This window comes from Providencia sp. PROV156, from assembly GCF_028480905.1.
GTDB classification, from domain to species: Bacteria; Pseudomonadota; Gammaproteobacteria; order Enterobacterales; family Enterobacteriaceae; genus Providencia; species Providencia hangzhouensis.
Map to the genome: position 1 here is coordinate 102203 of NZ_JAMPPE010000016.1, position 21813 is coordinate 124015.

A 21813-nucleotide genomic window follows, 5' to 3' on the forward strand; every position below is an offset into this window, starting at 1 on the left:
AATCTCATGGCTAACCAGACTATAACCTTACGAAACTCAGAACCTGATCAAATCGAGCAAGATGTTCCTGAAAAGATCAATTGGTTGATCCCAATTGGCCTGTTTTCCTGTGTACTACTGGCTTTCTTCGATAAAATCAGTATTGCGGCTCTATTTTCTGACGAAAAATTTCAGCAAGCTCTGGGAATTGATTTTGACCCAACCCGTTTAGGGTTACTGATGAGCGCATTTTTATTCGCTTATGGTGTTTCTTCCATGCTGCTAAGCGGCATTGGTGATAAATTTCACCCCACCAAAATGCTGTTATTTATGGTCAGTAGCTGGTGTTTTCTCATGATTTTTATGGGATTCACACACCACTATGGCACGATGGTTTTTCTGCGTGTATTGCTAGGAATTGCCGAAGGGCCTTTGCTGGCAATCGCTTATGCCATTGTGCGCCGTACCTTTCCGCCAAAAATGCAAGCTCGAGCCACTATGATGTGGTTATTAGGCACACCGTTAGGCGCAGCGTTAGGCTTTCCTATCTCATTGTATTTACTTAATAACTATGGTTGGCAAAGTACATTTTTTGTCATGGCGGCCTTTACCGTTCCTGTTTGGTGGTTAGTGGTCATTGGTATCCGTCACCCTAATTTAGTCAACCGCCAAGCACAAACGAAAAATACAGCGGGTGAAGCACTGCCTGCCGAGCAACTGGCCGCGATACGAGCCCATAAAAAACGCTTATTCCAAAATAGCCATTTTTGGATTATCTGCATGTTTAATATCGCTTTTCTTATCTATCTTTGGGGGATGAATGGTTGGTTACCTAGCTATTTAATTAAAGGTAAGTCTATCCACTTGGAACATGCTGGGATCCTGTCATCCCTTCCCTTTATCGCCATGTTATTTGGTGAGGCTATCGGAGCATGGTTATCAGATCGCTACGATCGCCGCGCACTCGTTTGTTTTATTTCATTACTTGGTGCCGTCCTAGGTCTTGCTGGCGTGTTATTTCTCACTGGCACCTACAGCATCATTCTTATGATGGCGTTTAGCATGTTCATGTGGGGGGCAGGCGCACCAAATATCTTTGCCCTACTCGCAAAAGCCACACAAAAACAGGTCAGTGCATTAGCAGGCGGTATTTTCAATGGGTTAGGAAACCTGGCCGGCGCTGCTGCACCGCTGGCAATGGGAGTTCTTATTACCGTCACTCACACTATGGATAGCGGGCTGTTATTTATCGTCGTCATAGGTTTATTCGGCAGCTTATTACTAGTGCCTTTACTGAAAAAATATTAATTCATTTTTTATTGGAGATAACACCATGTCACAACCGCAAATCAAACCACAAGATATTCCAATGGCACAATGGATTGAGTCGCGCATTGCTCGCCTCGAGGGGCGTAAATATGACTGGAATGCTCTGAAATTCCAAGCGGATTACGACCCTAAATATCGCCGCGCACAAATGCGCTATATCGGCACTGGTGCGACTGGCGTTGCTAATGATGTCAACACCGTTCCCGCAGAGAACTTTACCTTCTCTACCATGGTTCTTCCTGCCAAGTGCGAAGGCCCATTACACCTGCACCCCGATGTTGAAGAAGTGTTCTTTATGTTGAAAGGCACCATCACGTTGTTTGTAAAAGATGGCAATGAGGAATATGAAACGGTTCTCAAAGAGCGTGACCTGATCTCAGTTCCTGCGGGCATTTATCGTGGCTTATTTAACCATGGGGAAGAAGAAGCCTTAATGTGCGTCATGATCGGCACACCAAAACCGGCGATCCCGACATATCCCAAAGATCACCCTTTATCAAAAGTTAAACGTAACTAACAGGAGTCGTCAGTGATGAATTTGCTCAATAAAAAACTCCCAGAACCACAGGTGGCAGACTTTGGGCCATATCGCCTAAGTTGGCGGGAAGCCGGCCAAGGGCACCCTGTCGTATTACTGCATGGTATCAGCTCTGGTTCTGCTTCATGGGTAAGCCAACTGATGAGCCCATCACTGACAGACCATTACCATCTCTATAGCTGGGATGCTCCCGGCTATTTAGAAAGCCGTGATCTAGAGACGACAACACCTACCGCAATTGATTACGCAAATGCATTAAATGCTTTTATTGATAAATTAGTCTTATCACCCATCGTGTTAGTGGGGCACTCCCTTGGCGCCATAATGGCAAGCGCTTTTGCAGCGCAATATCCCAATAAAGTGAAAGGCTTAATATTAGCGAACCCCGCACAAGGTTATGCCACAAAAAGCCCTGACCAACAAAAGCAAGTTTACCAACAGCGACAAGATATTGTTTTTAGCTCCGGTATTGAGGCATATGCGCAAAACCGTGCCGCAGCTTTGTTATCCGCCAACGCAACCACTGAAAAAGTCAATTGGGTTCAACAGAACATGAAGAAGCTAAACCCCACAGGTTTCTTAGCTGCTGCGTGGATGCTAGCTCATGATGACATCAGCCAATATTTAAATCGCTATGATGGCCCATTGGAAATACTGGTTGGCACAGAAGATACCATTACGCCACCAGCACAAGTAGAACGACTCGCACGACAAAAAAACTGCCCTTACTTTCTGATAAACCAAGCGGGACACGCCAGTTATTTAGATGCGCCAGACGCCTTTAACCACCACTTACAACAATTTTTAGAGACGCTCTATTGCCAAGCCGAATAAAGGAAGACTCATGAATTTACAGTTAAATAACCGTGTTGCTGTCGTGACAGGAGGAAGCTCCGGCATCGGCTTTGCAACCGTCAAACTCTTACTGGATGAAGGCTGTAAAGTGGCATTCTGCGGCCGTGATCAAGACAAACTCCAGCAAGCACTCACAACATTACAAGAGCTCTACCCCCAAGGGCATTTTATCGCACACTCTTGTGATGTTCTTGATAAAACACAAACCGAAGCCTTCGCAAAACAGGTTCATCAGCAATATGGCCAAGTCGATATATTGATTAACAACGCAGGACAAGGCTATGTCGCAAGCTATGCAGATACCCCTGAAGAAGCGTGGTTACATGAAGCCCAACTCAAACTATTTGGAGTCATTAACCCGGTGAATGCGTTTTTATCATTCTTAGAGCAATCCAATATTGCATCAATTACCTGCGTTAACTCGCTATTAGCATTACAGCCTGAGCCGCATATGGTCGCCACCTCGGCAGCTCGAGCTGCACTATTAAACATGACACTAAACTTGTCGAAAACACTGTTACCTAAAGGGATCCGCGTGAACTCTATTTTACTTGGCATGGTGGAGTCCGACCAATGGCGACGTCGCTTCGAAAATCGCACTGACAAGAATCTCGATTGGGAACAATGGATTGGCGATATCGCTAAAAAAAGAGGCATACCAATGCAACGTTTAGGAAAACCCGAAGAGCCCGCGCGTGCCTTAGTCTTTCTAGCCTCTCCCATGGCGTCGTTTACCTCGGGTGCCGCTTTAGATGTTTCAGGTGGCTTTAGCCATCATATTTAAAGGACTTAATGATGAAAACACTCATGTTGATTGGTTATGGTGCAATGGCGCAAGAAGTGATTACTCGCTTACCTGATGAGATAACACTGCGCTACATTATTGCTCGGCCTCATCACCACCAAGCTATCTTGGAACGCTTTAAAGGGGCTGTCACACCTATCGATAGCCTTGATAATAATATCGTTCCCCCTGATTTAGTGTTGGAGTGCGCGGGGCACCAAGCCGTTAAGCAATATGCACCAACGGTACTAGAAAGAGGCTGGACACTGGCCATTATCTCTACAGGTGCACTTGCAGACACGGACTTTGAACAACACTTGGTCGCCTTAACCCAACGCCACCACAGCCAGTTGATCCCACTGACTGGCGCTGTTGCAGGGCTTGATGGCTTACGTGCGGCAAAAGAAGCCAATATCACTCAGGTGACCTACCAGTCACGTAAAAGCCCCGCAAGTTGGCGCAATGGCGCGGCTGAGCGTTATGTCGATTTGTCACAAGTGACACAGCCTACGGTGTTCTTTAGTGGCAGTGCTCGTGAAGCAGCTCTGAATTTTCCCGCAAATGCCAATGTCGCTGCCACTGTCGCGCTGTATGGCATTGGGATGGATGCCACACAAGTTCAATTAGTTGTTGACCCAAACACCACACACAATTCACATCGCATTGATGTTACGGGTGATTTTGGCCATTTCTATATTGAACTCAATGGAAATCCTCTCCCTTCCAACCCAAAAACATCGATGTTAGCGGCCTTAAGTGCTGTTGAAATTTGTCGCCGTGTCGCTGGGCAGCAAGCTATTTAATAGGAGCCAAATAATGAACAACATGGATATTTTTGTTGGTGGCCAATGGCAGCAAGGTCGCGGGCCTGAAATGCAGTCGCGTTTTCCGGGAAATAACCAAGTGGTTGCCACCCTCAACAGTGCAAGTTTGGAAGATGTCGAAGACGCCGTGATTGCAGCCGATAAGGCCTGGCGAATGCCTTCTTGGCGCAACCTTCCCGCTCACCAACGGGCGGCTATCTTATACAAGGTTAGTCGCTTAATTGATGAAAACTGCGAAGCATTAACCCAATTACAAACCTTGGATAACGGTAAACCTTGGGCAGAAGCGCGTGGCTTAGTAATGAGCGCAGCAGCAACTGCTCGCTACTTTGCCGCGGTTTGTGAAATCTCAGGTGGCGAGCTTCCGCCTCGCCGCCAGCCAGAACTGATGACCATAAGTACTTACCAACCCATTGGCGTGATCGCCGCAATCACGCCATGGAACTCCCCAATTGCCAGTGATATGCAAAAAATTGCCCCAGCAATTGCTGCCGGTAACGCAGTCATCTTAAAACCTGCGGAAGCCACACCTCTAATTTCATTAAAATTAGCTGAGCTATTTGAGCAAGCAGGTTTACCCAGCGGCCTATTGAGCGTGCTCCCGGGTAAGGGGTCGATTGTCGGTGATGCACTGGTTCGCCACCCTCTGGTGAAAAAAATCTCCTTTACGGGTGGCACTAACACCGGACGACAACTGGCTCACATTGCGGCAGATAAACTTATCACCACGTCACTCGAACTTGGGGGTAAATCCCCAACTATCGTGTTGTCAGACGCTGACCTTGATATTGCTGCACACGGTGTTTGCTACGGTATCTTTAGTTCGATGGGGCAAGCCTGCATCGCGGGTTCGCGCCTGTTTGTGGCTAAAGATATCTACTCATCTTTTATGGAAAAATTAACGCAACTGACCCGCAACCTGATTATTGGTGACCCAAGGCAAGAGCGCGTTCATTTGGGGCCATTAATCTCCCCTTCGCACCGAGACAGCGTCAGAAACTATGTCGAACAAGCCGTACAACAAGGCGGGAAGATCCGTATTGGTGGAACTGCACCGGCTGACCCTGTACTCCAAGATGGCAACTATTTTTTACCGACGATTATCGAAGGCTTAAATAACCAATCTACTGTTTGCCAAGAAGAAATTTTCGGTCCCGTACTCGTCGTTATGCCATTTGATGATGAAGACGATTTAATTCAACAAGCTAATGATTCTGTTTATGGGCTTGCAGCAGGCATTTGGACAAAAGATTACACCCGGGCGTTTAAGCTCGCCGATGCGCTTGATGTCGGTACCGTTTGGGTTAATACCTATAAAGTTTTTTCTATTTCAACGCCATTTGGCGGCTTTAAAGAAAGTGGCATCGGTCGTGAAAAAGGCATTGAAAGCCTCAAAGCCTATATGCAACAAAAAAGCCTATTTCTAGCACTTAACCCACAACCAAACCGTTGGTGTGAATAGCAAATCCGTCACCGGATTATGACAGCATTGAGGAGAATAAAATGTCTGAAATGATTACAGTTGGCGAAGCTATCGCCAGAACACTCGAACAATACCAAGTCACAACGGTTTATGGGGTTATTTCAATTCATAATTTACCCATAGCAGATGCTATCGGGCGCCGAAAAGTGATTGATTTTACGCCAAGTCGTGGAGAGGCAGGAGCCGTTACCATGGCGGATGCACATAGCCGTTTTACTGGATTAGGGGTAGCGTTAACCAGTACGGGAGCAGGAGCTGGGAATGCTGTTGGCTCAATGATTGAAGCCATGAATGCATGCTCCCCCATGATCCATATTACTGGGCAAGTTGAAAAAGCTTATCTGGATATGGACGCAGGGTTTATTCATGAAACCCATGACCAACTCGGTTTTTTACGTTCGAGTTCTAAGCAAGCTTTTCGTGTTCATACCCCCGAACAAGCCGTTGCCACTCTACATAAAGCCATTCAGGTTGCTCAAACGATACCTTGCGGCCCTGTCTCTATCGAAATTCCAATTGATATTCAAAGTACGCAAGTGCCATTATCTGTGCTCAGTGTGCCACTTCCCCCTTCTACGCTGCCTGACTGTTGTACATCGCTAGTCAATGCAATTTGGGATAAACTTCAACATGCTACACAGCCTCTATTATGGGTTGGCGCAGGTGCTCTACAAGCAAAAGATGCTGTCAAACGCCTTGCTGATGCGGGGATTGCCGTCATCAGCAGCACCCATGGGCGAGGTATTCTATCGGATGACCACCCATTCAGCTTACGTGCTTTTCATAATGCAGATTCCATTGATGCATTACTGCGTTCATGCGATTTAACTATCGTCGCTGGCTCGCGTTTACGCAGTAATGAAACCAAAACATGGTCATTACCTTTGCCACATCCCATCATACAAATCGATATAAATCCACTCGCAGCCAATCGCAACTATTTAGCCGACTTAACCGTAACTGGGGATTGCAAAAGTTTACTTGAAGCACTTGCCGATAAAATCGAACAAGCCAAGCGCCCTATCTCTACTCAGTGGAAAAAACAAGTGCAAGAGGCCGTACAGCAGGCTGAAGAGCAACTCAGGCAACAATGTGGCCCTTATAGCCAACTCAGTGATGCCGTGGAGCAAGTCTTACCGAGTAACGGTATTTTTGTCCGAGACATTACGGTATCAGGGAGTTTATGGGGAAGCCGTTTACTCAAAGCTACCCAACCAATGCACAACATTCACTCATTAGCCGGTGCAATTGGTCTAGGACTCGCCATGGCAATTGGCAGTGCCAAAGCAAACCCGAATATGCCTATTATTGGCTTAGTGGGTGATGGTGGGTTAATGTTAGGCATAGGTGAATTGGCCACCATGGCACAAGAGCAGCTCCCCATTGTTCTGATTATTATGAATGACCAAGGTTATGGCGTAATGCGAGGTATTCAGGAAAAATATTTTTCAGACCGCCAATACTATAATGAGTTACTCACGCCTTCATTTAGCCAACTCGCTCAATCTATGGGGATTCAGGCATTTACGATAGATAAAGCTACAGATTTCGAATCAACACTACGCCAAGCCGTCGATTTGAAGCAACCTGTTGTCGTTGAAGTGTTAATGAATAGCATTGGCAAAATGAATTTCTCAGGCCCACCACAGAAAAAATTATTTTAACTTTCAAACTAATACGGGTGGCACAAGCCACCCTACTTCATTGATAGATAATGATGCAGTCAAGGCTATAAATTTGGCTTAAAATATTGCGTATAAATAGAAATAGCTTGCTCTTTTAAGACGCCTTTAACCACTTCAGGTTTAAAGGGGCTTTTGGCAAAAATCTCATCACTACCTAACATAATATTAAAACCTGCAATCTCTGCGAGTTCATCGTGAGAAAGGCTATAAACCATCCGACCTAATTGGCTCCATACCATTGCACCGGAACACATACAACATGGCTCACAGCTGGTATACAGCGTATAATCTGATAAATTCATGACTTTATGTTCAGAGCAATACTGGCGTATGAGACCTAACTCCGCATGATAGGTCGGGTCACTTTCAGTATGGATATGATTTTCACCTGTCATAACGACTTGGTTATTTTTAACCAATACCGCACCAAAGGGTTCATTACCATTTTTCGCCGCATCCGTAGCCAAAGCTAAAGCCTGAGTCATAAACTGAATATCCAATTCAAACTGTTGCGCATTGTTTTTCGATTTATTTTCCATATACACTACCTTCATGTGTGGATTTATATAATTTACAAATGGTTTAAATAGATATATCAAGTTTACTGGGCGAGTAAAACATAAAAAATGGCCATTCTCATTAATGCTAAAAAAACTGAGCTATTAGAGAGTCAACGTTAAAGAATGTACCTACTCTAATTTTCAAGTCAGATATTTAGTTTATCACTAACTGCAACTTTATATAAAACAGCTAATTATTGGTAAGAATATGTTAAGCCAATCATTGCATTTGCTGTTCCCGTTTTGAATTCTTCTTCTGGCTTACGTACATAGCCAAAACCCAAGCTAAAACTAATTGGGTTATTTTTTTCAGCGGTACCAGAACGCTGAATATAATATTTCTGTTGGCCTGGAATATTTGGAGCAGAGCCATCTGGGCCAAATTGTAATCGTTGTCCGCTTAAACCTATTACAGCATATCCAACACCTGATGCAGAAGAATCAGCTGTTAGCGTTGAAACCGTAGTTTTATTTGTTGTATCAGATAAATCAACAATTGATACATATACATTTATATTAGGGTCACATTGTAGTGAAAATGATTGTCTTTTTAGGCTTATATTTTCTGATGCGTCTGCCTTTTCAATAATACTTGCTGGAATTTTTTCCATTTCAACAGAGACAATTTTATTTGTTGGTGCACAGCTAGAAACAGTAGCATTAACAGTTATTGGGTTATATTGTACATTAACTATCTCTTGCAGATTTCCAACATCATCATAACACGCATATCGATACATTTTTTGACTTGGAATCACCACACTTCCAATAATTCTATCCGGTCCTTTGTAGATAAAAACACCTATAGTGACTTTAATAGGAGATGCTATTCGTGAATTATTACTTAAACTACCTTCCCAAACGACTGTATTTTTAACCGGTAACGGGACAAAACTTTCGTTAAATCCCCCAATAGGGGAAAATGAAAATCCAGAAATACCAGTTTCAAATAAATAAATCATCGGGTGAGAAGGTGATGCTTGATAAGATTGCCCATTCCAATGAGCTATTGGTTGGTACTCTATTCGACCAAGTGTATAGTTTATACTATTACTATTACATATGCTTATTCCTCTCCGAGAACCAGAGTTTTTAATAATCTCACCAAATGGTATTTGGTCGGCAGGCCCAGTGATCTCTATGTTAGTCATAGAATTAGTATTATACGTGTACTCAGGGATACCAAAAGCTTGACCCGATTGAAATAAAAAAGCAATAAAAAAAAACGTTGTACTACATTGTTTCATATTAATTCCTAATTTTTACTATATGATAAATCCAGTGATTTAATTACGTCATTACTCTCATCATAAAAATTAACCCATATATGGCATGTATTACCTTTACAAATATCGTTTAATTTCACCTTTTCCTCTGGAACTATATTTACTATCCGTTCATTATTATATTGCTTATCTTTTGAAACTGAAATTGTAAAAATAAACTTTGATTTATTAATCAAATAAAACTCTTTATTAAAATTGATTAAACTTATTTTATCATAATCACTTTCTCGTATTTTACGATGTCGATAAATAACTTTAAAATGTGAGCGAATCGCTAGAGAAATAGAATTTTCACCACTATTTAAATCTGACTTTGGAATTGATGTAACAGTTAAGTTAATTAATTCATCTGATATATTATCAATTGCTGTTGTTGGTAATATTGTTATAATACTATTACTGTTTCTAGGAAGTAAAAAAAGTGGTGGTGATATGATAAATCTTTTATCACTTAATTCACTTTTTATTAAATAATCACTATTTTCATCATTCATTATTTTTATATTTAATGATTTATTTTCGTTATTAATTAAAAACCGTGTACCAACAAGTGTTGTACCAGAAAATGCATTGGTAATAAAGAAAACAAAAAATATAGCCATTAATATTCTATTAATCATAAGACAACTCGAAATTTGCAATACAGAGCACTTTACCTGCAGAAGAAGTATTTCCTGTTTTAATGTAAGAAGCGTAAAAATTAAAAATATTATTCACTAAGTTATGGTCAATTTTTAAAGTTGTTTTATTATTACTTATATCTATAATTTTTTTATTGTTATCATAAATTCCTATTGCAATATTAATTGCACCAGCATCTGTTTCATCTAAATTTTTTAATAAATTAGTCATTATAGTATCATTTACACCTGTAAATATAATATGAGCAGAATTAATATTTTTAGGGCAATTTTCTAAAACAATTGAAAATGGTGTTTCAGTGAAAGGAATACCGACCTGCTTTCCATTCAAATCGTTAGGATTAAGTCCGACTAGTAAACTAGCTGTATCATTAGAAACAGTGCAGCTACGCTCCATAACATTTGCATTAATGTTAATTTTTATTTGTTCGCTAAAAACAACTCTAGGAAGAAGTAGGAATATTATTAAAAACCCAATAATTTTATTCATAATAAATATCCAAAAAAAGTAAAGATGACGCATCACCTGATCCTATATTTATTTGAGTTGACTTATATCTTAAATAGAAATTCAAGTCATAACTTGGGGTTGTGATAACTTCATTCAAAGCATACTTTGTATTTAATGAAATTTTTTTCCGGTATTTATCTAATATTTCAATAGCAAGTCCGGTAGCAATATCACCTTCAAGACTGTTTGCCTTTCCTAATATTTTCAATAAGGTTGGGTCGTTATCATCTTCCTCCCCAGAAAATTTATATGACATATTATTAACTTTACCAGAACAATTCTCGAGATGTATTGAAATAGGTTGCGTAGCACTAGTCGAGCCAATTTGATTAAAATCACTTGGATTTAAATCTAAAAAATTGATATTTTTAATTAAATCCTTACCCGTCACATTGCAGCTTTGTGTTAATATTTCACCATTAACATTAACTGTGACATCGACTGCGTACGCAAAAAAACCGATGAAGTATATAACTAAAAAAATAATATTTATTTTCATTATATAGTTCCTATTATTGGCACGCCACATTAACTTTGTTAATATTTTTCATTTTATCATTTTCATCATATTTAATAGAAAACTTACAAAGTTTATCTTTATCTATATTTACTGTATAGCTTGAATTAGGTTTAACACCAGTTAAATAAACTGTACTATCATCATTTACAATAGATATATTTTTTCCAGAATCATTAACTACTACTGTTCCAAATTTAATTGGTTTTTCTTGATACTGAAGTGAAACTAAAAAATTATACCCTTTACGTACATCGAAAATAACTTTACTGATAGCTCCTCGTGTCGGAGCTACTTTTATAACATTACCATCAATATCATAACCTGCCCCTAATGATTCAGGTGATAGACCTATATCATTATAGTGATATGCCGTTGCATAAGGAATTAAAGCGTAACCACTATTATTGATAGTAATATTTTCACCTGTTTTATCCACTTTAGCTCCAGCAGCCCCTTTGGCTTCAACTAAAATTGCAGTATCATTTGCCTCTCTAGCAAAAAGTAAACCACCAGAATGAACAAGGACAGAACCAGTGACTCCATAATCAAGCTCTTTTGAATTATTTGAAAATGATGTTCCAGCGCTAAGTTCTGTTACATCTGCTTTATAACGTAGATTTAAATTTGATTTATTATCATTATTATTATTTATAGTTTGATAAATATTATAATTTAATTTTTCATTTAATGCAGTACCATATAGACTTGTCATAGTGTTATACTTTGAGTCATTGAAAGTGGTACTATTTGTAATATACATTCTATTTTTGTCCATCGCATTTGACAATGGGATAGATAATGATAAGTAAAATATATTGTCTGTATTATGGCTATACGTATTTTTGTTATAGCTAGCTGATAGTATAATATTATTATACTGAGACAATGTCTTATTCCAGCCTATTTGAATATTTTTAGATTTTAAGTCGCTCCCCCAGTATGAATTAACATTTCCCCATGCATATAATTGTCCATAGTCACCTAAACTTTGAGAAATATTTACTTGAAAGCTGTTCTTTTTCCTTTCATTACTTGAATAAAATAAATAATCATTTATTTCACCTTTGTAACTATTTCTATAATTAGCTTCACTAAAAGTATAATAGTCAGATGTTGAGTATCTATATCCTGTCAACTGAATATTTGTACCGATATCACTAAATGATTTTGCATACAATATTCTATATGACCCACCACTATATTTTTTATCATGTATTTTAGCTTGTGCTTGTATTGTATCAATAGATAAAGCTCCAAATGCACCAATATCTTTACTTAAACCGATTCCAGTAGCTAGATAGCCACTCGCAATTTGATACCCCGTATAAAGAGTTGAATCTAGTGGTAAGCCAATTCCAATTGTCCCTTGAGCAAACTTATCTTTTTTGGCTGATGTTATATCTAGCTGACCAAAAGTAAGTGAATAATTATAACTACCTTTTCGTAGTAAATTCGGTAAAGAAGAATATGGAACAATATACTTTGTTACGACGCCTTCACCTGACGTTAGCTCAACTTCATAGTCACCGCTTGTACCAACAGAGTTTAAATTATCAATATTATATGGACCTGGATTAATATACTCTTGGTACAATATATTTCCATTTTGTTTAATTGTTATCTTTGATCTAGACTCTGCTATACCTTTAATTGTTGGGCTATATCCTTTTTCGCTATCTGGTAGCATTTCATTTGCAGTAGATAATGTGATACCTATATACGGATTTGAGTCAAAAATCATTGAACCTAAAACAGTTTGTCCTGCAATAAGTGTACTTTTAATTGAATTTATATTTCTTAAGATTGAAATATTATTTGACTTCCATTCATGATTTGATTTTGACCCTATTTTATTCTGATTATAGTATAAGTTTGAACTGATGCGCCAAGCACCTAAGTTCAACCTATTATTTAAATTCAAAAACAGAGAAGAATAGTTACTCGTTCTATTATTTCTTGAATATGACCCATTTAAATTGTAATTTGTCATTAGTGTAGAAATACCATCATCCCAATCATTTTCGCTTGCCAAGGTTGTTCTAATGGAATTAAGATATATTTGTGGTATTGAGAGTGTTAGTGTTAACTTTGACAAGTCAACATTATAGCTAAAATTATTTATGTATTTATCAATATCAATACACTCATTATCATTTATTTTTGATAGATTAATTTTTTCTTGAGTATCTTTATTAAAGGGAATCAAACTCACAATTTCTTTTTTAAAACAAGCTATAACTTTCTTATCATTACTTTGCTTGAACTCAATACTAACATTTCTAATAAATCCATCACCAACATTCAAGTTTAAAAAATATTTCCCAGGTGTAACATTATTGCCTGCCGAAAGATAAGACAAATCATCGATAGAAGAAACATCAGAACCTAAAAATAAAGGATTGAAGTAATCTTGCGAATGTAAGTCATTAGAATGTAAAAATAGACTAATTAAAAAAAATTTTCTTATTATTCGCATAGATATACTTCCAGAATTAAACAAAGTTACACTGTATATTTTTTATCTGAACACCATAGTCATTAATGAAATTGAAAAATAATTTTTTACTCTTATCATTATTATTAATATGGATGAATGTTTTTGGTGCTATCGTTTCTGCTTTTGATACTTCAATACCATTTATAGTCAAAGATACTAAATTCATATAAAATGGAGTTGGGTTATCAATTCTTAATTTATTATTTTCATAACTACATTTTAAATCTTTGTATGACTCAAATGAATTTCCTTTAATTTCACTAGGTCTAACAATCAGCTTTATTTTAGTTGTCGTTGATATTAATAATGCATTATCTATCTTCTGTTCTTGTTCTGTTAAAGATGGAATAACTTTTGAGTTTAGATAATATAACTTCTCTCTGTCTTTAGGTAACTGTTCTTTATCCCCAGTAAAAACAACATTCAATAAGCTATCTGAATTTGATTTAATTACAAATAAAGGCGGTGTTATTACAAAATCAGTACTTTTTTTTTCATGATCATCCGATACCCATGATTGAACAAGGTAATTTCCATCTTTATCACTATTATATATTTTTAATGTTATTTGATTTTTTTCAGTTGGATAAATTAATCGAGTTGCACCTAGTGAGACTCCGCCAGCATAGACCGATTGGCAAAAGAAAAAGAAAAATAAAGATAATATAACGAATATTTTTTTTAGCATATAAACAAGCTCCATGATTAATGATTGGCCATCACTGGCCAATCATTAATAAAATTAATTGTAGGTAAGCATAAAGTTAGCTACAGATTGAACTTTACCAGCAGTTACTACGGCCCCTATTGATTTATAATCAACAGATAATGGAATAGTAGTTGTATCAGTTAAATCAACTTTTGAACTTAATGCGCCAATTTCTAATGGACTACCATCTGGATTAAACAATTGTAGACCTACGTTTTCCGCAGAGCCTGCACCAGCAGTATTTGCTAATAAACCAGGCTTACCATCAACAGTTTGCCCATTGAATGAAATTTGAACTGATTTACGAGTTGCAGTATCACACTCAACCAAATTAATATTGAATGGCTTAGCTCGCATTGCAAGTTGGTCTGCAGCAGTAAAAGTTGTTGTTTTAACTGTATCTAAAGTAACAATTTTGTCAGTATCTGATCCAGAAATTGCACAAGCTCCAGATGTAATCTCACCATTAAATGTTACTTTGCCACCATTAACTGTTAATGCAGGGAGAGGATCATTTTCTGCAGCAAATGTTGAACTACAAATAATTGAAGAAACAACTACAGATAATACAGCAAGTTTATTTTTAATATTCATATATATTCCTAATTTATTTAGTTTGTTTTTATTACCGACAGATAATAATTAAAATATAATTATCGCCTATCTTATTTAATAGCATTAAATTTTAATAGAAAACAATTAAATGCCATTTAATCTTTTAGCATTTTTAATTACTTCATTAGTAAAGTAATTCCAGTCCAAGCCAAATATCTCAAGATATTGATTTACCCGTCCTATGGTCAATTGTGTTTTTCCATTTTCATACCTTGAGACTTGTTGTTGGCTTATTTTTAATAATATGGCTAATTCACCTTCTGTGATACCATTTTGTTTTCTTAATTTTTTTAAAAATGAAGACGCCGCACTATTTAATATGTCATTTTCAACTCTCATTTTTATCACCAGAAAATATAATATTAGAGTAGACAATTTAATATTAGAGATAAAATTTAATTATTTTCCTATATCAAGTATCAAGCTATGGACCTGAATTTAATTTATATTTTTCAAATACACAAATATGAATTATTTTCCATTTACTCTTTACACGTGTTGCACCCCGTTTTGTTCATATTTCTCCATTGAAAAACTTGTTTTTACCAACCTTTAATCATGTTACAAACACATAAAATGAAACAATTAATCACAGACTGAAACACAATACTCAGAGCTTAAGTTAACGTTAACAGTTAGCCGTCTATAGGTTAAATTCTCATCACTCATCCTTATACAGCAAATGATAACGTTAACATTATCATCTGAAAATAAAAAAAATAAAATAAACATAGTGACTATACCTATATATATTACTTTATAACTCTAAAAAAGTTAGACAATTTGCTTACAAATTTTACTTTAAAAACACATTAAAACTTACAAAATGATACTGGTAAACATATCTTATCCTATTTGGATAATTTATATTCATACTGAATTGATAAAAAACAAATATAACATTTACACTAAATTACAATACTAATTCCTTATCGTGGAATTTACACATTTATTTTAATACCTAATTGTATGAACTCTACCTAACCCATTAACTTATTTGATATAAATAATATATGTATCTTATTTAATTGGTTATAATTAAATATACGTCCTTTAAAATCTAAAATATTATCCTACTACTCTTAGCACCAAAATTCGCAGAGAGGTACTAGATGCATTAGTATCAAAATGCAATCCTCAGGGGAAAATATTCTACTTACGCGACTATATAAAGAAAAACAAAAAAGATAAGTTTATTCAAATTTGACTACGGAATGAAATGAAAATACCAGCTCTACATGAAATGACTAAAATATATAATTTATGGTTAAACAAGGATAAAGATCCAACCAATGGACTAGATATTATTAAAAAAGAAGAGCAATAACTAACTCAACTTAATAATAACAGGTTTTACTTGAGCAATTAATATATGGCTATGTGAATACTTCCAGTGCCTTTTTCCCATAAGAATATTATCTAAAATATTTTTTGTTAGACATTCAGGTAGTAAAGGACATGATAAAAAACCACTGCTAATTAAATTATTTAGCACCAAAAATAATTATATCTTTAGCGAATAAATGAGCCTAAGAATAATAAGCTAATTGAAATACTATACAACATCACGATACTACAACATGATGCAAGAGCAAACCTGATGAATACAGTTGAAAGACTCGAACTTCGAATTCCTTTAAAACAGCAAAAAATTAAATATATCAAAATAAGATCAATAATGACCGTTGTTATAAGCCCAATTATCGGTATCAACACATTTAATCCTAAGTCATTTAAAAGGATTGTTTAATTTTCTTGTTTTACCCATAAACCGCCAGATTTCTGGGGAGTACAACACTAAAGCGATAGAAAAGAACCCAATGACAAAATAGTCATTAAATCCGCTAATTAGCACAGCGACACCTGCAACAATCATTACTGCAGTGCGCCACTTGAACGAGGAGAGGAAATCAATAATTACATCCAGTAAATCCTGCATACAATTCCTTTTAACAGCCTTGAGTGAATAGTAACCATATCTACTTTAGGTAGATACTCATAGGGATAAACTAATTATTGATGGTTTTTAATGGATTCAATTCTTGCCATTTAAACGGTTAGTTTTATCTCACTAACGAGTAACCAAAGTAAAGCAGCAACACGTGACAATGATATGCGACCTATATGAGAAGTTAAAACACATTAACATTTAGCCTACAGCAACAAGCACACAGCCCCCAGAACATCCACAAGCGACTTTGTGGCCTTCTAATGCAACAGGGATACCATTAATTTTCATTAAGCTATCACCTTCAACGATAGTGCCGTTTTTTTTACATGAAGGACAATAAACCGAGTCGCCCACACAGGCGACTCCTTGGGTTTGCTTGGCGAGAGAAGAAGCTGTCAGCACCGTACCACCGGTATTCGTCGTATCATTTCTTAAAATAATTTTTTTGCCGTTCACAAGACTACGCATTGCGTTTTTTCTCCTGATCAAGCTTTGCTAAAAGCTGTTCAAGCTGATACTTAAAATCACCTGTTTTACGTAAAAAATTAGGGTGCTTTTCTGAAAAAGTTAGCAAATACTAAAAATGTCAAAAAAGTTACCTATAAACCAAATGACAAGTAAAACAGCAACAATGCTAGCTACGCCAGCAGCAGCATACAATAGAAGAGAAATAGCGAGAACACTCCCATTTAGCGCTAACGCTATCCTGCCCGATTTTTTGTTTTCATGGCGAATAAATGAAATAGCAGTCAAAATAATGCCAAACACACTGAGCGTTATACTAATTTGTTTGGATAATTCAATTTTATCTAATAAAAGCTGTCGCTGTTCATTGGCAGGATCTACAGTAGGAGCTTGATACGCTTTTCCTTTAATTGCATCGATTGTCGCTTTTTTTATACTACTTACCTTTTCATGAACAATTTGCTCTAACTTAGGTTTGGATTGGACGTATTCACGCTCAAAGCTTTGATTAACAAGTATTACAAGAATGCTAAAAGCTCCAATGATGATGGCAATTAAACTGAATCGATTATAAACCATAGACATAGTCACTAATATTCCCTATTAAATTATCCCCAATACAACAGCCCAAACCATATTTATTTATTGCTAGTTTACATTATTACACTAAGTCGGATTTATGAATGACGCTTCAAAGGTAAATAATGTTTATCGACATGTTTAGCAAGATTAATTAAATCCGCATAGGCTATCGGTCCTAGCCCAGGCATTTTTTGGGCTAAATAATTTTTAGCCGTTAGGTTTAATTTTTTAGACTCATTAATAACTGATTGCTCTCGAAGTATTGCAGGCTCTACCCCCCAATTATATTCTGGTGTATCTGTTTTTTGTCTACCGATTAAAACCCAATCAATTTTCCCATGATAAGACTCAACAGCAGCTTTTAAGATAGCAATAAAATCTTGATGGTTGCGTTCATCTATGGAACGAAAATGAGTTGAAGGTAGCTCATTGATAGTGTCAATCACATACATTTCTCCATCGATAATATTAGTTGGATCAATAAATGCTTTTCTATACCTCAAGCTACATCGCCTCCAATCTATAGGAATATACTTCATTAAAATACGCAATAATTCATTTCCTTGGTTATTTTCAATTGTCATTATTTTAATCCTGTAGGCTTGTTAGTAATCGTTAGCTTTCCATCATTAATACCTTTGATGTATTTCTCCCAATCTCTGTTCTGCGCAACAAAATTAGGACACTTTTCTGAAACCTGCATCTTCAAGTTAATTGGGTATAAGAGCCTTGAGTGAATAGTAACTATATCTACTCCACATTTTGAATGTCCTTATCGCGGCAAAAGGTTTACTCCTTTATGCCGCAAAAGTGGCACTACTAAATTGGATCTACAACTATTTGTATTAATAAATTATCTTACGGGTTTTATTTAACAACCGTTACTTTACCATCGATTATTGATAAATAAGGCATGAGAGAAAAAACCCTGTTATCATTCTCAATTGTTAATGGAGAAGTTCTATCATACCCTGTTTCAAATCTAAAAATGCGTCCATTCATATATGAATTAAGCTCATAATCTTCCCAATCAATTGGAGTTGCTTTGTATCCATTATCAAAAAACTTTTTGAAATTCATTGATTGCCACATCTTTTGCGTGGTGCTTCCCTGCTCTTTTGCTTGGGTAGCCCAAATCCCTTCAGTTGCCTTGTATATGGCATTTAAATCTTGCTTTTTGAATGCATTTTGTAATGATTCATAAAACATTTTTATTTTAGTAATATCGTTACTTGTCACTGGTGTTGCTGTTGTCCATGCCCAATTAGGCAAATTACTGGCATGAAAAGATTGAGAAACTTCGATCATACCTTTTTCTTTGCCATCCGACCTTGGACTATTGCCAAAATAAGATATTTCCCTTGGGTTAAAATGTGGGTCAACCGAAATTTTACCGTCTTCGACTATAAGTTTAACTCCTGAAACTGGATGTTTTCCGTTTACTTCGGTCACAATTGCTGAGCACCACATATTACTAGTTACTTTATGGTCACCTTTTAATGAATCATTTAGCATAGTAATGCTGAGTTTATTATCTCCATTTTGAAGATAGGAACTTATGGTTTTTCCTATAGTAAAATTACCCTCAATTGAATCTACATTATCCATAACCAACATGTCGTTAATTTTTATAAAACACAAAGCATCATTAGTATTAAAGCTAACGATATAGTTTGTTTTCATTTTTTCTTCTGCATTTGAATTACTCATAACGCCCACCATTCCAAACAACAAAAATACAATTTTAACCCAATGCAAAACGCCAGTCTGATTCATCTTTATTCAAAGCCTCATAAATTATCCATTCTTGATAGACGCCTGGTTTTATAGAGGTTGGAAGATCTTTATTATTTTTGTTTTTATCTTTATCTTTTCCAACTCCGTATTTAGCATAAACTTTCGCTTTAATGCCTTCGTGATAAATAACAACCGTTAAATCGTCCCCCTTTTCTTTGTCAAAAGCGATATTTAGTTTAGCCGCAATTTCAGCACCAGCTTCAAAAAAACCTTGTATTCCCCAATAGTTAATACCTGCTTCTAAGTGCGCATTACCGATTAATTCACCTTGAATTTCAATATCTCGTCCGTCAGACTCAAACTCACCTTCATCGTCAGTTTTAAATTTAAAGTTACCATGTAATCCACAGCTAAACGTGAGTTCAAGTACCATTTTGGCATAAGCACCTTCGTTGCCTTCCTTAACAGCTTCTTCATTTTTCTCGAGGAATTCTCGTGCATTGTTAACAACAAAATCAACATGTGCATAGGTAGCAAAAGCGGTTAATAGGTCTACAGTAATTTGAAAACCAAATAGAGGCGCAAAACCAACCGAAACATTCCCTTGAGTAATAACACCATAATTTGAAGATTGATGTGTTTTTATTCCGCCTTCTATTTTTAGTACTGGATAGCAGAATTCAGTTGAAACCAAGGGATATTGCACTCTATTTCCTGAGCTTAATACAGAATTGATTTTATTAAATGCAGTATCAATACTATTTGTTAAGTTGAGCTTATTCTTATTTGTAAGAAACTCTTTTTTAAGCTCTGTGTTAAAGGAGACTGTTTCATCACCTATAATACTAGTAATCTCACCTTTAATACCTAATCCAGTTTTAATACCGTATTTTTTTGTGTGTTTAGTCCAGCCACTGTGCGTTGGTCTGTATCCTCTCGCTACATTATTTGCTGTTTGTTCAGCTTTTCGAGCTTCGTTACTCTTTTCCTCTAATGCAGATTCAAGGCCGATCTCAACACTAACTTTAAATTCACGGTATAAAATAAGATCAAATTGAGCGGATGCTAGATGCTTTTTTCCTTCTTTAAAAAGTAAAGCAGTACCATGAGTCATTGGGTTCAGTGTCACTTGGAGTAATTTTATGGCATTGGGAACGGTCAGAAATGGCGCCGCTCCACATTCTGATAATCTCATACCATACCTTTGACGATAACGAGGGTCATCAGTGAAACCTTTTCGATAAATAAAACTATCAAGCATAGATATTGGATTATTTTCCCCGAAAGAAAACTCAGATGTTCTTTTGGTATAAACAAGGACATCATCAAATACTTTCTGTGGGGAAAAATCCCCATAGAGTGAACCATTTTCATTAAATACGTTCCCAATAGGGCAGTTAGGATTATGCGAAATACAACCTTTTGGTGTAGCCATTAACTTTAATGGAACCGTTTTACCTTTTTTAGGTTCTATTAGATAAGTAAATCGCCTAAAAAAATGTTGTTCTTGACGGTATATTTCAGTTTTCCCATCAAAATTTATTGTGGCTTCTAAAGTGCAGTTTGTGGGGATATTGCATGATTGGCAAATATTCGCAAATACACTTGACTGTTTATTTTCAGATGAAAACATCATAATCCCTTACTTAGCTTTAGGTATTACAAGGTAGACTGTAAATACATAAGTTAAATATTAGTTTTAACTTAATATAAGAGTGCTTAAGCAAGCTTCCGCAGTAGCCCCAGTTTAGAAATGTCACGTTTCGGTATTATAAAAAAATAAACCTCTGCCAAGATAAAGACATTAAAAATGTTGGTGACTATGCTAGATAAAAAATTAAATCCCTGAAGGTTATATTCGTTTCTATCAATTAACCAATCGTTACCGACGAGTTACCCATTAATACACCGCCGCAGCTTACCGGATCGCCAGTTCGAGCCGCAGGTTTGCCATCAATAAATACACTACTTGAACCACCAACGATAGTTCTTGAATGCCCTCCGTGGGGCGCTAACGTATCTCCTTGCCGAGCCACTGCCTTGCCATCGACTTTTACTGTTGATGAACCTGTAATTACTTGGGTAGGGCCATACTTGCCATGGCCTGTATCGGAATCACCCATGAGAATAATTTTGGGCATAAATTAGTTCCTTATCGAACAATCGTCACTTTTCCATTAATAATGGATAAGTAGGGATAGTAGTGAAATATGAGTCCCTCAGGACTAACTAGTTTTATTGGTAATAGCCGGTTAGGCACTA

General features: G+C 36.8%; 23 protein-coding genes. 7 read left to right on the forward strand and 16 right to left on the reverse strand.

Going from position 1 to position 21813, the window contains the following annotated elements; genetic code table 11:
• Positions 1-6 precede the first annotated feature (6 nt).
• The 7 genes from PSF31_RS13210 to PSF31_RS13240 are packed head-to-tail and all read left to right on the forward strand — an operon-like array spanning position 7 to position 7456.
• On the forward strand, positions 7-1287 hold the full coding sequence (locus tag PSF31_RS13210; protein ID WP_096864028.1) for an MFS transporter: 1281 nt from the start codon (positions 7-9) through the stop codon (positions 1285-1287).
• 25 nt (positions 1288-1312) lie between these two features.
• The gene (locus PSF31_RS13215; RefSeq protein WP_257474476.1) at positions 1313-1825 is read left to right on the forward strand and encodes a cupin domain-containing protein; all 513 of its coding nucleotides are present in this window, start codon (positions 1313-1315) and stop codon (positions 1823-1825) included.
• Between the two features lie 15 nt (positions 1826-1840).
• Positions 1841-2680 (forward strand): alpha/beta fold hydrolase, encoded by an 840-nt coding sequence (locus tag PSF31_RS13220; RefSeq protein ID WP_096864026.1) that lies wholly within the window; start codon positions 1841-1843, stop codon positions 2678-2680.
• Positions 2681-2690: 10 nt separating this feature from the next.
• On the forward strand, positions 2691-3485 hold the full coding sequence (locus PSF31_RS13225; RefSeq protein WP_096864025.1) for an SDR family oxidoreductase: 795 nt from the start codon (positions 2691-2693) through the stop codon (positions 3483-3485).
• An 11-nt stretch (positions 3486-3496) separates the two neighbouring features.
• Complete coding sequence (locus tag PSF31_RS13230; RefSeq protein ID WP_096864024.1) at positions 3497-4288, forward strand: aspartate dehydrogenase; 792 nt, start codon at positions 3497-3499, stop codon at positions 4286-4288.
• A gap of 13 nt (positions 4289-4301) precedes the next feature.
• Entirely contained in the window at positions 4302-5771 is a 1470-nt protein-coding gene (locus PSF31_RS13235) for an aldehyde dehydrogenase (protein ID WP_096864023.1), read from the forward strand.
• 41 nt (positions 5772-5812) lie between these two features.
• Positions 5813-7456 (forward strand): thiamine pyrophosphate-binding protein, encoded by a 1644-nt coding sequence (locus PSF31_RS13240; protein WP_096864022.1) that lies wholly within the window; start codon positions 5813-5815, stop codon positions 7454-7456.
• Positions 7457-7521: 65 nt separating this feature from the next.
• On the opposite strand, the gene PSF31_RS13245 is transcribed toward PSF31_RS13240, so the two are convergent.
• From PSF31_RS13245 to PSF31_RS13320, 16 genes are all read right to left on the reverse strand, one after another.
• Entirely contained in the window at positions 7522-8016 is a 495-nt protein-coding gene (locus PSF31_RS13245) for a nucleoside deaminase (protein ID WP_096864021.1), read from the reverse strand.
• 215 nt (positions 8017-8231) lie between these two features.
• On the reverse strand, positions 8232-9284 hold the full coding sequence (locus PSF31_RS13250; RefSeq protein WP_094961051.1) for a fimbrial protein: 1053 nt from the start codon (positions 9282-9284) through the stop codon (positions 8232-8234).
• Positions 9285-9292: 8 nt separating this feature from the next.
• Positions 9293-9925: a fimbrial biogenesis chaperone gene (locus PSF31_RS13255; protein WP_226617201.1), complete on the reverse strand. Its 633-nt coding sequence runs from the start codon at positions 9923-9925 to the stop codon at positions 9293-9295.
• A gap of 10 nt (positions 9926-9935) precedes the next feature.
• Positions 9936-10454 (reverse strand): fimbrial protein, encoded by a 519-nt coding sequence (locus PSF31_RS13260; protein ID WP_096864020.1) that lies wholly within the window; start codon positions 10452-10454, stop codon positions 9936-9938.
• Positions 10447-10974, reverse strand: coding sequence for a fimbrial protein (locus tag PSF31_RS13265; protein WP_036958016.1), 528 nt, complete (start codon positions 10972-10974; stop codon positions 10447-10449). The genes PSF31_RS13260 and PSF31_RS13265 overlap by 8 nt, the downstream gene beginning before the upstream one ends.
• Before the next feature lie 13 nt (positions 10975-10987).
• Complete coding sequence (locus tag PSF31_RS13270; RefSeq protein ID WP_197739771.1) at positions 10988-13471, reverse strand: fimbria/pilus outer membrane usher protein; 2484 nt, start codon at positions 13469-13471, stop codon at positions 10988-10990.
• A gap of 16 nt (positions 13472-13487) precedes the next feature.
• Positions 13488-14180, reverse strand: coding sequence for a fimbrial biogenesis chaperone (locus tag PSF31_RS13275; RefSeq protein WP_232062943.1), 693 nt, complete (start codon positions 14178-14180; stop codon positions 13488-13490).
• A gap of 54 nt (positions 14181-14234) precedes the next feature.
• Positions 14235-14795 (reverse strand): fimbrial protein, encoded by a 561-nt coding sequence (locus PSF31_RS13280; protein ID WP_004258027.1) that lies wholly within the window; start codon positions 14793-14795, stop codon positions 14235-14237.
• Between the two features lie 105 nt (positions 14796-14900).
• Entirely contained in the window at positions 14901-15155 is a 255-nt protein-coding gene (locus PSF31_RS13285; protein ID WP_004258030.1) for a helix-turn-helix domain-containing protein, read from the reverse strand.
• Between the two features lie 1390 nt (positions 15156-16545).
• The gene (locus PSF31_RS13290; protein ID WP_094961046.1) at positions 16546-16755 is read right to left on the reverse strand and encodes a hypothetical protein; all 210 of its coding nucleotides are present in this window, start codon (positions 16753-16755) and stop codon (positions 16546-16548) included.
• A gap of 210 nt (positions 16756-16965) precedes the next feature.
• Positions 16966-17235, reverse strand: coding sequence for a PAAR domain-containing protein (locus tag PSF31_RS13295; protein ID WP_096864017.1), 270 nt, complete (start codon positions 17233-17235; stop codon positions 16966-16968).
• Positions 17236-17334: 99 nt separating this feature from the next.
• Complete coding sequence (locus PSF31_RS13300) at positions 17335-17817, reverse strand: hypothetical protein (RefSeq protein WP_096864016.1); 483 nt, start codon at positions 17815-17817, stop codon at positions 17335-17337.
• A gap of 92 nt (positions 17818-17909) precedes the next feature.
• Positions 17910-18398, reverse strand: coding sequence for a hypothetical protein (locus tag PSF31_RS13305; RefSeq protein ID WP_096864015.1), 489 nt, complete (start codon positions 18396-18398; stop codon positions 17910-17912).
• A gap of 283 nt (positions 18399-18681) precedes the next feature.
• Positions 18682-19590, reverse strand: coding sequence for a hypothetical protein (locus PSF31_RS13310; protein ID WP_096864014.1), 909 nt, complete (start codon positions 19588-19590; stop codon positions 18682-18684).
• On the reverse strand, positions 19559-21187 hold the full coding sequence (locus PSF31_RS13315; protein ID WP_219144525.1) for a hypothetical protein: 1629 nt from the start codon (positions 21185-21187) through the stop codon (positions 19559-19561). The genes PSF31_RS13310 and PSF31_RS13315 overlap by 32 nt, the downstream gene beginning before the upstream one ends.
• Before the next feature lie 235 nt (positions 21188-21422).
• A complete protein-coding gene (locus tag PSF31_RS13320) occupies positions 21423-21692 on the reverse strand; it encodes a type VI secretion system PAAR protein (protein ID WP_096864012.1) in 270 nt (89 codons plus the stop codon).
• Between the last annotated feature and the right edge of the window lie 121 nt (positions 21693-21813).